This is a genomic window from Aquimarina discodermiae, from assembly GCF_040786235.1.
Classification (GTDB): Bacteria; Bacteroidota; Bacteroidia; order Flavobacteriales; family Flavobacteriaceae; genus Aquimarina.
On the sequence record NZ_JBFMKP010000025.1, the window covers coordinates 68797 to 83113 of the forward strand.

Below are 14317 nucleotides of genomic sequence, written 5' to 3' on the forward strand. Positions count from 1 at the left end.
TTTTAAGTTTACCTGTTGATATATAAATAATCTGAGCGTTTTTTAGTCTCTCCTGAACTTGTTTTGTAGGTTAAGACATAAAAATAAGTCCCTACTGGTAATAGTCGATCCTTATTGATCGTTGCTCTTCCATTAGACTCTCCACTGAAATATTCTCCATTACGTCCATATCCTAGTGCTTCATAAACTAAAACACCCCATCTGTTAAATATTTTTAGCTCATTGGCTGGGAAATTTTCGATATTTCTAATTATAAAAATGTCATGATCTCCATCACCGTTTGGAGTAACTACATTGAAAACTTCAAGATCATCTTCAGAATTTGTATCAAAATCATTTGGCTCTAAGTAATCTGGTGTTCCATCTCCATCGCTATCAAAAGCATCATCTGGATTACCATCTCCATTAGGGTCTGGTGTTTCATCTATTGTCAATATTCCATCTCCATCATCATCGGTATCTAAATAATCTGGAACTCCATCTGCATCGGTATCATCATTTAATGGGTTGTTGTCATCATTTACATCTTCTTCAATTGTGTTTACACCGTCTCCATCATCATCAGTATCCAGATAATCTGCAATTCCATCACCATCAGTATCTTGAGTGTCACCAGTAAAGGGATCACCATCTGCATCATTGTTGGGATTTTCTTCTTCTGTTGATATTCCATCTCCATCATCATCGGTATCTAAATAATTGGGGATACCATCTTCATCGCTATCATCTCCAACAGGGCTACCATCAATATTAACATCCTCATTGATGGTATACACTCCATCACCATCATCATCAATATCTTGAAAATCGCTAGTACCATCTTCATCACTATCCATTAAGGTATAATTAATCATACCATCATCAGGCGTATTTTGAATACTATCAGCAATTCCGTCTGTACCATAAGGGCCATCAACTTGTCCATCATTATTGACATCTAATCCATTACCTCCTGATTCTATAACATCTAACACTCCATCTCCATCAGAATCAAGATCTAAACTATCTATAATCCCATCTCCATCTGTATCTAACGTTGGATTACCTCCTTGTTCTACAGTATCAGGAATACCATCATTATCATCGTCTAGATCTATAGGGTCAGGAATGCCATCATTATCCGAATCATCCCCTATTACTGTTATATTTACTGTAGCATTCTCACAAACATTTGGAGTCACTGCCGTATTACATACCTGATATACCACAGTTACAATAGTTCCACTTTCTGCTGCTGTAGCGGTATAACTTAAATCGCCTGTTAATGGATCAAAACTTATAACTCCTGTAGCTGTACCTAATCCTGTATTCGTTAGTGATGTATTTATTCCCGGCAGGAAATCATCGTTGGTCAATACATCTATAGTTCCTAATATCCCAGCCGTCACAATTTGAACATCATCATTAGCTACTGGAATTTGTGGGTTAGGATCTGTAGTATCGGGATTTCCATCATTATCATCATCTGTATCGGTTACATCAGGAGTACCATCGTCATCAGTATCGGTTTGTACGGTAATGTTTACTGTTGCATCTTCACATACATCATCGGTTGTGTTACCTGGACTATCTGCATTAACATCATTACATACTTGGTATACTACGGTTACTGTACTACCTTCTTCACCGGCTAAAGGGGTATAGTTCATAACTCCAGTTAACGGATCAAAAGTTACTGTTCCACCTGCGTTTCCACCAGTTCTTGTAATAAGGGTGTTAGCTCCTGGTAGGAAGTCATCATTAGTGAGTATGTTCACTCCATTGGTGGTTCCTTCTACTACAGTTAGATTATCATCCATGGTTGTAGGTACAAGCGGATTCGGATCTGTAGTATCTGGGTTTCCATCATTATCATCATCTGTATCGGTTACATCAGGAGTACCATCATCATCAGTATCGGTCTGTACGGTAATGTTTACTGTAGCATCTTCACAAACATCATCTGAAGTCGTAACAGGACTATCTCCATTAACATCATTACATACTTGGTATACTACGGTTACCGTAGATCCTTCTTCTCCAGGTGCAGGAGTATAGTTCATGATTCCAGTTAAGGGATCAAAAGTTACAGTTCCACCTGCGTTTCCACCAGTTCTTGTAATAAGGGTGTTAGCTCCTGGTAGGAAGTCATCATTAGTGAGTATGTTCACTCCATTGGTGGTTCCTTCTACTACAGTTAGATTATCATCCATGGTTGTAGGTACAAGCGGATTCGGATCTGTAGTATCTGGGTTTCCATCATTATCATCATCTGTATCGGTTACATCAGGAGTTCCATCATCATCAGTATCGGTCTGTACGGTAATGTTTACCGTAGCATCTTCACAAACATCATCGGTTGTGTTACCTGGACTATCTCCATTTACATCATTACATACTTGGTAAACCACAGTTACTGTACTGCCTTCTTCTCCAGGCGCAGGAGTATAGTTCATGATTCCAGTTAAGGGATCAAAAGTTACTGTTCCACCTGCGTTTCCACCAGTTCTTGTAATAAGGGTGTTAGCCCCTGGTAGGAAGTCATCATTAGTGAGTATGTTCACTCCATTGGTGGTTCCTTCTACTACAGTTAGATTATCATCCATGGTTGTAGGTACAAGCGGATTCGGATCTGTAGTATCTGGATTTCCATCATTATCATCATCGGTATCTGTTACATCTGGAGTTCCATCATCATCAGTATCGGTCTGTACTGTTATATTTACCGTAGCATCTTCACATACATCATCGGTTGTGTTACCTGGACTATCTGCATTTACATCATTACATACTTGGTAAACCACAGTTACTGTACTGCCTTCTTCTCCAGGCGCAGGAGTATAGTTCATGATTCCAGTTAAGGGATCAAAGGTTACTGTTCCACCTGCGTTTCCACCAGTTCTTGTAATAAGGGTGTTAGCCCCTGGTAGGAAGTCATCATTAGTGAGTATGTTCACTCCATTGGTGGTTCCTTCTACTACAGTTAGATTATCATCCATGGTTGTAGGTACAAGCGGATTCGGATCTGTAGTATCTGGGTTTCCATCGTTATCATCATCTGTATCGGTTACATCAGGAGTTCCATCATCATCAGTATCGGTTTGTACGGTAATGTTTACCGTAGCATCTTCACAAACATCATCGGTTGTGTTACCTGGACTATCTGCATTTACATCATTACATACTTGGTAAACTACAGTTACTGTACTGCCTTCTTCTCCAGGCGCAGGAGTATAGTTCATGACTCCAGTTAAGGGATCAAAAGTTACAGTTCCACCTGCGTTTCCACCAGTTCTTGTAATAAGGTGGTTAGCCCCTGGTAGGAAGTCATCATTAGTGAGTATGTTCAATCCATTGGTGGTTCCTTCTACTACAGTTAGATTATCATCCATGGTTGTAGGTACAAGTGGATTCGGATCTGTAGTATCGGGATTTCCATCATTATCATCATCTGTATCGGTTACATCAGGAGTACCATCGTCATCAGTATCGGTTTGTACGGTAATGTTTACTGTTGCATCTTCACATACATCATCGGTTGTGTTACCTGGACTATCTGCATTAACATCATTACATACTTGGTATACTACGGTTACTGTACTACCTTCTTCACCGGCTAAAGGGGTATAGTTCATAACTCCAGTTAAGGGATCAAAAGTTACAGTTCCACCTGCGTTTCCACTAGTTCTTGTAATAAGGGTGTTAGCTCCTGGCAGGAAGTCATCATTAGTGAGTATGTTCACTCCATTGGTGGTTCCTTCTACTACAGTTAGATTATCATCCATGGTTGTAGGTACAAGCGGATTCGGATCTGTAGTATCTGGATTTCCATCATCATCATCATCGGTATCGGTTACATCTGGAGTTCCATCATCATCAGTATCGGTTTGTACGGTAATGTTTACCGTAGCATCTTCACAAACATCATCGGTTGTGTTACCTGGACTATCTGCATTAACATCATTACATACTTGGTATACTACAGTTACTGTACTGCCTTCTTCACCGGCTAAAGGGGTATAGTTCATAACTCCTGTTAGTGGATCAAAGGTTACTGTTCCACCTGCGTTTCCACCAGTTCTTGTAATAAGGGTGTTAGCCCCTGGTAGGAAGTCATCATTAGTGAGTATGTTCACTCCATTGGTAGTTCCTTCTACTACAGTTAGATTATCATCCATAGTCGTTGGTACAAGCGGATTCGGATCTGTAGTATCTGGATTTCCATCATTATCATCATCTGTATCGGTTACATCAGGATTGCCATCATCATCAGTATCGGTTTGTACGGTAATGTTTACTGTTGCATCTTCACATACATCATCGGTTGTGTTACCTGGACTATCTGCATTTACATCATTACATACTTGGTAAACCACAGTTACTGTACTGCCTTCTTCTCCAGGTGCAGGAGTATAGTTCATGATTCCAGTTAAGGGATCAAAAGTTACTGTTCCACCTGCGTTTCCTCCTGTGCGAGTAATTAGTGTAGTAGCTCCTGGCACAAAATCATCATTGGTTAATATATTCACATCATTAGTAGTACCTTCAACTACAGTTAGATTATCATCCATAGTCGTTGGTACAAGCGGATTCGGATCTGTAGTATCTGGATTTCCATCATTATCATCATCTGTATCGGTTACATCAGGATTGCCATCATCATCAGTATCGGTTTGTACGGTAATGTTTACTGTTGCATCTTCACATACATCATCGGTTGTGTTACCTGGACTATCTGCATTTACATCATTACATACTTGGTAAACCACAGTTACTGTACTGCCTTCTTCTCCAGGTGCAGGAGTATAGTTCATGATTCCAGTTAAGGGATCAAAAGTTACTGTTCCACCTGCGTTTCCTCCTGTGCGAGTAATTAGTGTAGTAGCTCCTGGCACAAAATCATCATTGGTTAATATATTCACATCATTAGTAGTACCTTCAACTACAGTTAATAGGTCGTTTTCTGCATCAGCTCCTGTAGGATTAGGATCTGTAGTATCGGGATTTCCATCATTATCATCATCGGTGTCACAAGTATTTGCAATACCATCACTATCAGTATCTGGACCATTATTCACATAAGCCGAATCAGGAGTGGTATAACCATCTGTACCTCCTGTTACCAATCCACTAGAACTAAATCCAGTCCCTTGTAATTCTCCTGGTCTGGTTCCACTTGGGGTAAAACCAGCTTCAATAACATCATTACAATTATCACCATCTGCGTCTATATCTAAATGATTTGCTATACCATCTCCATCAATGTCATAAACATCAGGAACGCCATTATTATTTGTATCTGTATAATCAGTAGTTGAACCATCACCACTTGTTCCATTATCAAAATTATCTGCAAAGTTTATAACTCCATCACCATCTGCATCTCCAAATGGATCATTCCCCAAATTTTCAACAACATCTGTAATTCCATCATTATCATCATCATCATCATCAATATCAAGGATATTATCTCCATCTGAATCCAAGGTATCTCTAAAATCGACATCTCCACCTGAAAATACGTTTCCATCTGCATCTGGTAAGGAGGAGGGTACATCTACATTTCCGTTAGCATCAGAATAATCTCCGGTTGTATCTGAAACATTATCCAAACCGTCTTTGTCTGAATCGGTTCCTGTTAATGTGATACCAGCTTCAAAAGTGTCACTAAATCCATCATTATCACTATCGTTATCCAAATAATCCGGAACAGCATCTGATACTGTTAATAAAGCATCACTATTCTGAAGCGTTGAGAAACCACCTCCATAATTATCGGGTACTCCATTACCATCGACCGTGGCACTAGGAGCCACATATCCAACAGTTGATTGTGCTTCTACATTATCTGGAATTCCATCATTATCACTATCCAAATCTAAATGATTAGGAATACTATCGCCATCGGTATCATATACATCTGGAATTCCATCACCATTCGCATCGGTATAATCTGTTGTTGAACCATCGCCAGCAGGGATTCCTGGTTGACCAGCATTATCTTCTATGTCCTGAAAATTTGGTAATCCATCGCCATCTGCATCTCCATCGGGATTATTTCCGTTTGCTTCATCAACATCAAGAATTCCATCATTATCATCGTCAAAATCCGAATCATCATTGACAGTATCGCCGTCTGTATCGCCGGCACATATATCGTATAAAAATGGAGGACTTAATGTAAACTCTGTAAAATTAAAATCGATATTTTTGACAAAACCACTGTTTCCAGTCAGTATCAAATTAAAAGTTCCTGTATCTTTTATTTCAAACATTACAGACCCTGCCGCTCCTCCTATGGTTCCTGTTGCCAGAATACCAGAAGGAGTTGGTGTGATATTAACGTCGGGATCTCCTGTTACAAATCTAAAGTTTGAATCACAAGTGTATTCTACTGCTTCGTTATTGGGACCATCTAAATCATTAAATGTTAATCGATAATCATCTTGTACCGGATTTAAACCACTATCTAAAAACTCAAACAATGTTACCGCACTACCCGTTGCAGTATTTGACCAACGTATGTTATCAGGGGATAAAAATGTCCAGTTACCAGCCGCTCCACTAATTCTAGTGGTCCGAACAAAAGCAATATTAGGATTGTCTACAGAAGTGGCGGTAAAAACTGCCGTACCTGTACCGTTTCCACTCTGAACACCTGTGATTGTTATACCACTATAGTTCTGTGCATGGCTTGTTATACCAGCAAAAAAAAGAAAAAAAAGAAAAATAGGGATAAAAGAGAAGGGGTAATTTCTTTTCATGTGTTTACATTTTTGGTTAGTTAATTTTGGGTGTTGGGATAATATGTAAAGGTATATTTTAGATATTTTTTTAACATTTTTTTAGCAAAGGAATTTAACAAAAAAATCGTTGAAATTCATAAATAATCGATTAAAAGTATAAGTTTCTTTATTTTTCAAATTATTAATGTCATTTTTTGATATTTGCCAGACGTTTTAGGAAGGTAATACTATCATTTAGAATGATTAAAAAAGTTAAGTTACTTTAAAGCTTTCCTATCCCCTTCACAACAATTAGAATTTATTTATTTGCTTATAGAAAACCACCGTCTTTGAAGTTGGTCATGTTTTAAAGGCTTTGCCATTTTTTAGGTTTACCATCTAAAACTTTTTAAGATGAGTAAATATAGAAAATTAACACATGTCTATTACAAATGTGACTATCACATTGTATTTACACCGAAGTATCGTTTTCAGATACTTGAAGGAATGATCAAATCATTGGTTGAGCACGATTTGCAAGTAATCAGTACTTGGAAGGATGTTCAAATAGTAGAAATGAATGTGCAAAAAGATCACATTCATTTGGTCTGTTCGATTCCACCAAAAGTATCTGTTTCAGAGTATATGGGTATTTTGAAAGGAAAAATTGCAATAAAGCTTTTCAAGACATACCCAAATTTGAAACAAAAACCTTATTAACCTGAGTTCGATTAATCTGAAATGCGTCAGTTTGAGTGAAATTCTGTTAAGAATTTTGTATCGAAAACAAGCATTTCAGTACTAAAAAGCTATTCTAGATACAATTTTTCTCCATTTTACTACAAAAAACCACCCGAATTGACGCTTTTTATAGAATACTAGGTATTAATCGAACTCAGGTTATTAGGGTAATCATTTTTGGTCAAGAGGTTATTTTGCTAGTACAGTTGGACTGGATGAAGATATGATTAAACGATACGTGAAATATCAGGAACATCATGAATGAGTGTTATGACCCTTTGAGTCTAATCTGAAAATCAAAGCCTCCGTTTTTAGTGGAGGTTTTTTACTTTTGAAAATCAATCAGTTAGGTATTTTTGAAAAACACAACTTGATGAGACAAAGATCGAACCAAATTTAACATAAATAGCTGTATTTCAGTAAAATAAAAAGAGACAAATGTAATATTTGTCTCTTTTTGTGACCTCGGCAGGATTCAAACCTGCAACCTCTTGAGCCGTAATCAAGTGCACTATTCAGTTATGCTACGAGGCCGTTTTGCGGGTGCAAATATACAAGGAATTTATAGTTTTAAAAATTATTTTTCAATTTCTTTTTTAAAACTTTCGATAATTTCTTTAGAAGCTTCTATGTCAGTATTTAGAATATGCAATTCAACAACATCACCTGTGGTTCCAAAACCTGCTAGTCTGCCTGATTCTTTATCGTTTTTGATGATCGACAAGATGTTTTTGTCGTGTAATAAATTAGCTAGCCTACTTACTAAAATAGTAGATCCGGTATATGCTTTTTGATATGTTTTCATAAAAATAGGTTTTATAATGTTATACTTAATACTAGTTATTATGATAGTAAGTGTGATTTTTTTTTAAAACCTTAAAATCGACTTTGTCTTGTAAAACAGGGTGAATCAAATCACCCTGTTCAATCTAACTTACTCTTTATTTATTTTTGTTATCCATCATTTTTTTTGCCAGTTCGGCACCAATCAATGACTGTAAAAGGTTACCCTCGCTACCTTGTTTTCCTCCATCCTGGATATATATTTCGGGTAATTTAAGTTCTTTAAGCTCTCGTGCAATATTTACAGAGGTTTTGTATTCCCATTCTGCTCGTTCTTGCGGAGTAAGACCTGCGTTTACCAATTTAGCATTCTCATACGATTGTGCATCTGCCATTGTTTTTTGAGTTTTGGCTTTAAACTGGGCAACCTCATAATTTTTTCGTTCTTCTATCAAATTAAATTCTGCTACTTTGGCTTTGGTTTCTGCCTCGATCGTTTTTTGGATCTGCTCTTTTTCTAGTCGTGCTCTTTCTGCAGCTTTTTCTGCTTCTCCTTTTGCAGTTTCTTTTTGTGCACGATAAAATTCTCGCTCTGCCTGTTGTTTTTCAAGCTGGGTTTGTGCGACTTCTTCTTTTTGTAACTGCAACCTTTTATCGAACGTGGTCTCCCAATCAATTTCTGTAACTACGGCCTGAACCACAGTTAACCCATATGATTTTAATGAGTTTCCTGTTTCTCGTACCGGTTGCCCATCTTTGTATTTAATTCTAAAACGCTTTTGCTTAGATTCTTTGTTAACAATTGTTCGTACAATAGTACTGTCTCCTATCATTTCTCTGGCTTCATTGGCAACATATTCTTCTAATACGTACATGCCATTCTCTAATTGATCCTTAAAGTATCGATCAAAATCTGATGCTTGCCCAGAGATGTAATCCTGTGCATCCATTAGCTTACAGGTGTTTTTTATGGATTGATCAATATTGGGGATAATACGAGAGCGAATCAGGTTTTTTTCGGTTTTGTTTCTATCTGCAACCGATAAAAATTGAGTTTCATCTGTTGTGTTTATACTTATCACAACAGAAGTAGCTATCCTGGCTTTTACAGCATCGCTAAATGCCCAATATTTTGCTACATCTACATTGGCATATTTACTTTGTTCTCCTAATTCCCCCTCTTTATCGGGTATCACATATTTGATAGGAAGTTCGAACTGTATCGGGATTAGTCGCCCCCACATTTTGGTGTTAATTCCCTGATTAACTACAGCTTTTTGACTACCCCATGGATATTGTACCGCGTATGCAGTACCAGGTTCTGCATAAAAAAATATACCAGATACAACACTTAGTAAAAAGCCTAGTCCTATCATTTGAAAATTACGCTGTTTGGTAAACCAGTTTAAAATTTTTGAGGTAGAAAAAAGGGGTTTGATAATAAAGATAATGACTCCTGCTAGAATCATTGTGATTCCTAAAAATGTTAACATACTTATTTTGTTTATAAAATGATTAATTGATTATTTTTCGCTTACGAGTAGAAGTAAAATTTCACATGTTTTCTAATGGTTTTTTAAAAAATTAATAGATAGTTGTTTTCCCTTTTTTTAATATATCATAAGGAAAAGTACCGGCAAAAAATATGTGATAAAATCCTTAAAACTGATTACAGTGTTAGTGTTTAATAAGTGATAAATGTTTTTAAATGTAATTATGTTACCTTGAAATGAGTTTTAATTTATAATGAAAATAGGTTTTTATGTAAAAATATGTAATAATTGAAGAGCGTTTTTTAGATATATTTTAGTTTTGAAGGAGCTTTTCGTCTTTTTTGAAGCTTATTTTGTTTATTTCATTATTTTCGACACATGAAGTTAGAAAAATATATACGAGACATTGCAGACTTTCCGAAACCTGGAATTCTGTTTAAAGATATAACACCATTATTGTCTGATCCAGAAGCGTTAATTAATTGTGTAAACGGATTGATGGCATTAATTCCTGACGATGTAAAAATTGATAAAGTAATAGGAGTAGAGTCCAGAGGGTTTATAATGGGAGCAATGATTGCAGAACGACTACAAGCCGGTTTTGTGCCTGTTAGAAAGAAAGGGAAATTACCATACAATACAAAATCTATAAGTTATGGATTAGAGTATGGCGAGGATACATTAGAAATCCATATTGATGCGATAAAACCAGGAGAAAAGGTGTTAATTCATGATGATGTACTTGCAACGGGCGGTACAGCAGAGGCAGTTTGTAAATTGGTAGAAGATTTGGGAGGAGTGATCGTGCAGTGCAATTTTATTATGGAACTTATTTTTCTTGAGGGTAGAGCAAAGCTTACTTCACCAGTTGCTGCGTTATTAAAATATTAGTAAAGATAAAGCCCTAAAGAAGACTTTATCTTTACTACATCATTTATTACTTTTTGGTAATGGCTATAATTGCACCATCCTTTGCTTTTTCTCCATAAATACTGATAGCTATTTGTGGCTTTAAGATATCTACTTCTTCTAATTGATCTGATTTGGACAGAGAATCTAACGTGTTAAAGTCAGCCTCTTTACCATCGATAATAATTAGTTTTTCGATATCTGGGTTGTCAATAAAACTATATTTTTGTGACTTATGATGCTGAAATTGTGGTACGTGCCCATTAAACGAAAAGTTGCCATTCTCGTCATTACTAAAAGTAAAAGATTGCATGATCTGATCCTTTAGCTTTTGCATATCAAAATTACCTTTAAAGAATAAAGAATCGTTTTCTTCATCAAAATTAAAGTCAAAAGCAAAATTATGTTTTTTCATAAGGCTATCCATATTTATAGTAGGGTGGTTAAAATTGGATAAGCTTTTTAAAGAAGAAATATCATAGGTCTTTGAATTGGTAATAAATAGATTGCCAGACTTATATCCTAATTTTATTTCAGAAATGGGTGTGTTTGAAGAAGATGAATACTGGCTTTTTGAACCTTCTTTTATGAGTACAAGACTTAAACTTGTAATTTCGTTTTGGTCATTAAATGATACTTTTTTGATTCGTAATTCAATTCCGTTTTCAGAAAAGAATGTTTTTAAATCTTCCAGATCTTTTTCTGTGGTATTTTTATTAATTACCGCTGTTATTTCATCAGATTGTAATTTGTTGACTGTTGGTAGGCTATAAGGAGTTGTTGTAAACGCTGTTAAGGAAAGTATACCTAGTACACCGATTCCTGTAATAATCCATTTTCTCATCTGTATAAAATTTGCTAATGTGGTGTTGATTAAACTATAGTTTCTCGATGGTTTAATACTAAGTACGAAAATCAATTCATAATGTTGCAAAAAACTACCTAAAGCATTTTGTATATGAAGCTACATCCTAATAATTACTTGTTATTACTTTTGTACTATTTGTTTAATCACTAGTTGTAGTATTTTACTTATAATGTTTGTGGTTTTATGAGATGATATCAATCTTTTTTGAGTTGAGTAGTTACGGTTTTATTTGTAAAATATCGATGAAAGACATGTTATATGTGATGTCTGGTTTTTTGAGTGATTTTATTAGGAAAAATTTATGCTTTAAATAGATTAAAATCGGTTTATAAAGTATCAGTTTTAGATAATTTAATATTATATTCGAAAAATTTAACGAAGCACCTAACCAGTGCTGATTTTTTAACACAAACTCAATTTTTATGAAAAATTTTAAATGTAGACTAGGGATACTTGTGGCCATAAGTGTCGTCTTACTTACCTCTTGCGAAAAAGAACAGCTAGATCCTGTTGACGATAATAATTCGCAAGAAATTTCTTCCAAAATCCTGGATAAATTAGAATCAATAAGCCTTAACCCCACTAGTGTCGAACGTAAAACTTATGAAGACATAGATGGTACAGAGAAGACAATGTTAATTGTAAGTGATGATATTGCTATTTCTGAAGAGCAACTATGGAGAATGGACGTAGGGGATGGAGTACAATCAAAGCAGTACCACACAACTAATTTGGTTAGTACCCCTAGAACTGTTCGTGTAGTTGGTTACAACGGTAACAATCGATTTGGATTAAGTACGGTAGCGCAAAGAGCATTAAGATATGCTGTAAATAATTACAACGCGCTTAATACATCTATTCAGTTTAGTATTGTTTTTACCACTAATTTTAATAGCAATGATATTGTTGCTTACACTCAAACAAGTGGTTCTGTGATTGCGCAAGATGGAGTAAGAGGTAGAGCCGGTTTTCCATCGGGTGGAGAACCTTTTAAAAGAATTATTATTAATGGTGGTGCAAACAACTTTAATAATGATCAAATATTAGAAGGGCTATTTACACACGAAATAGGACATTGCTTTGGACTACGACATACCGATTGGAACACAAGAAACTCCTGTGGACAATCAGGAGAAAGTCAGTTTCCAGAAGGTGCGATTCGTATTCCAGGGACACCTGGAGCCAGCCAAGACCCATCTTCTATTATGAATGCTTGTTTGTCATCTAGTGACGGAGAATTTGGTCAATTTGATAGAGTCGCTCTTGAGTATCTTTATTAAGTGTTGAGTTAATATATGATGTGAAATGGCATCCGTGAAAACGGATGCTATTTTTTTTTAAATCTAGCCTTGTCTATAATGCTCTTTTGGTTACATAGAGTTTCCATCCAAAAATAAGGAGTTGTAACTTGGATGCTTTACTAAGGTCTAGTCTCTTTTTTGTAAAACTGGGTAATATTATTTTATTAATTTTTGCCAGAGTCGAAAAGAATTGTTTTTTCATAGGGCAAAAATACAAAAAATCTCATGTTTTGTAGGATGAATTTTGTGAATAGTGATGTATTGAAACAAGATTCGAAGAGAACTGGTGGTACGTTATTTTTTTATGATTAGCATTAAGAAATAAGCTTCGATTTGAACAAAAGAATAGTATCTTCGCAAACAAATTTTAAAATAGATGTTTGTAAGTATACTTTATGTAATTATAGGACTTGTACTTCTGGTTGTAGGAGGGGAATTTTTGGTACGATCTTCGGTGGCGTTATCGTTTAGACTCAAATTATCTCGAATGGTAATTGGTTTGACCGTTGTTTCTTTTGCAACTTCTGCTCCAGAGTTATTGGTAAGTATCCAGGCTGCTATGGATGGATTGTCTGATATTTCTTTAGGAAATGTAATTGGGTCTAATATTGCCAATATAGGACTGGTACTGGGAATTACAGCAATTATTGGCCCTTTGGCGATAGATAGAGATTTTTATAAGTTTAACTGGCCAGTGATGGTTTTACTATCTTTTGTGTTGTTTCTTTTTTTAGAAAATGATGCAGTGTTGACACAATTAGAAGGAGGTATATTGTTGGCGGCAATTGTATTGTATCTTTTTTTACTGATAAGAAGAGCAAGGAAATTTTCTGATACTATGGTAGAAGATGTAGATGATACGTTACAAAAAACTTCTAATTTCAAAATAATTATTTGGTTACTTATTGGAGGTGCGGCGTTGTATTTTGGTTCTGAACTACTGGTAAGTGGTGCCGAAACAATTGCTTTAACAATGGGGGTGAGTGAAGGTGTTATTGCGGTTACATTAATTGCTGTAGGGACAAGTGTACCAGAGTTGGCAGCTTCTGTAATAGCTGCGTTAAAACAAGAAAAAGCAATTTCATTAGGAAATTTGATTGGTTCAAATATTTTTAATATTGCCTCTGTTTTGGGAATAACATCAATCATCCAGCCAATTATAGTTAAGGATGAAACGTTAATGAGCGTAAATATTTATTGGATGCTGGGGTTTGCTATGGTTTTACTTCCGCTCGCATTTATTCCTAAAAAAATGATTTTGGGTAGGCCAAAAGGAGTTTTTATTTTTACAGCTTATTGTGTGTTTATAGCACTGGTTTTTATGAAATAAAAAGATTGAGACAAAGGATTTATATCGATAAAAGCCTTTTGTTTTTGAAAAGAATACTATTCATATAAAAGAGGCTGTCTAAAAAGGCAGTCTTTTTTTTGTAGATTTTTGAGTTATTTTTTAACTTTAAGAATGAGTAGAAAAGTAGTTTTTAAGACCTATGATCAAGATCAGTTAAGTTTATTACC

General features: G+C 35.7%; 8 protein-coding genes, 1 tRNA gene and 2 pseudogenes. 5 read left to right on the forward strand and 6 right to left on the reverse strand.

What is annotated here, in order from left to right:
- Positions 1–8: 8 nt before the first annotated feature.
- Entirely contained in the window at positions 9–6743 is a 6735-nt protein-coding gene (locus tag ABW636_RS16415; protein ID WP_367591149.1) for a T9SS type B sorting domain-containing protein, read from the reverse strand.
- A gap of 375 nt (positions 6744–7118) precedes the next feature.
- Here ABW636_RS16415 and tnpA point away from each other — a divergent pair.
- Together tnpA and ABW636_RS16425 are read left to right on the forward strand one after the other, a co-directional pair.
- A pseudogene (gene tnpA, locus ABW636_RS16420) lies at positions 7119–7412 on the forward strand (IS200/IS605 family transposase); the annotation flags it as partial.
- Between the two features lie 211 nt (positions 7413–7623).
- Positions 7624–7710 (forward strand): annotated as a pseudogene (locus tag ABW636_RS16425) (IS200/IS605 family transposase); the annotation flags it as partial.
- Positions 7711–7905: 195 nt separating this feature from the next.
- Here the strand turns inward: ABW636_RS16425 and ABW636_RS16430 are convergent.
- The 3 genes from ABW636_RS16430 to ABW636_RS16440 form a co-directional block, all read right to left on the reverse strand.
- Positions 7906–7979: transfer RNA gene (locus ABW636_RS16430), tRNA-Arg, on the reverse strand.
- Between the two features lie 43 nt (positions 7980–8022).
- Complete coding sequence (locus ABW636_RS16435; protein WP_367591151.1) at positions 8023–8250, reverse strand: putative signal transducing protein; 228 nt, start codon at positions 8248–8250, stop codon at positions 8023–8025.
- Between the two features lie 136 nt (positions 8251–8386).
- On the reverse strand, positions 8387–9721 hold the full coding sequence (locus ABW636_RS16440) for a hypothetical protein (protein ID WP_367591153.1): 1335 nt from the start codon (positions 9719–9721) through the stop codon (positions 8387–8389).
- Positions 9722–10099: 378 nt separating this feature from the next.
- On the opposite strand from ABW636_RS16440, the gene ABW636_RS16445 reads away from it, so the two are divergent.
- Positions 10100–10612 carry an adenine phosphoribosyltransferase gene (locus tag ABW636_RS16445; protein ID WP_367591154.1) on the forward strand — a complete coding sequence of 171 codons (513 nt, stop codon included), beginning with the start codon at positions 10100–10102 and terminating at the stop codon, positions 10610–10612.
- A gap of 46 nt (positions 10613–10658) precedes the next feature.
- On the opposite strand, the gene ABW636_RS16450 is transcribed toward ABW636_RS16445, so the two are convergent.
- The gene (locus tag ABW636_RS16450) at positions 10659–11474 is read right to left on the reverse strand and encodes a hypothetical protein (protein ID WP_367591155.1); all 816 of its coding nucleotides are present in this window, start codon (positions 11472–11474) and stop codon (positions 10659–10661) included.
- Positions 11475–11920: 446 nt separating this feature from the next.
- Here ABW636_RS16450 and ABW636_RS16455 point away from each other — a divergent pair, with 446 nt between their 5' ends.
- Positions 11921–12778: a M57 family metalloprotease gene (locus tag ABW636_RS16455; protein WP_367591156.1), complete on the forward strand. Its 858-nt coding sequence runs from the start codon at positions 11921–11923 to the stop codon at positions 12776–12778.
- Between the two features lie 73 nt (positions 12779–12851).
- On the opposite strand, the gene ABW636_RS16460 is transcribed toward ABW636_RS16455, so the two are convergent.
- Positions 12852–13001 carry an SsrA-binding protein gene (locus ABW636_RS16460; RefSeq protein WP_367591157.1) on the reverse strand — a complete coding sequence of 50 codons (150 nt, stop codon included), beginning with the start codon at positions 12999–13001 and terminating at the stop codon, positions 12852–12854.
- Positions 13002–13175: 174 nt separating this feature from the next.
- On the opposite strand from ABW636_RS16460, the gene ABW636_RS16465 reads away from it, so the two are divergent.
- The gene (locus tag ABW636_RS16465; RefSeq protein WP_367591158.1) at positions 13176–14129 is read left to right on the forward strand and encodes a calcium/sodium antiporter; all 954 of its coding nucleotides are present in this window, start codon (positions 13176–13178) and stop codon (positions 14127–14129) included.
- The last annotated feature ends 188 nt before the right edge of the window (positions 14130–14317 follow it).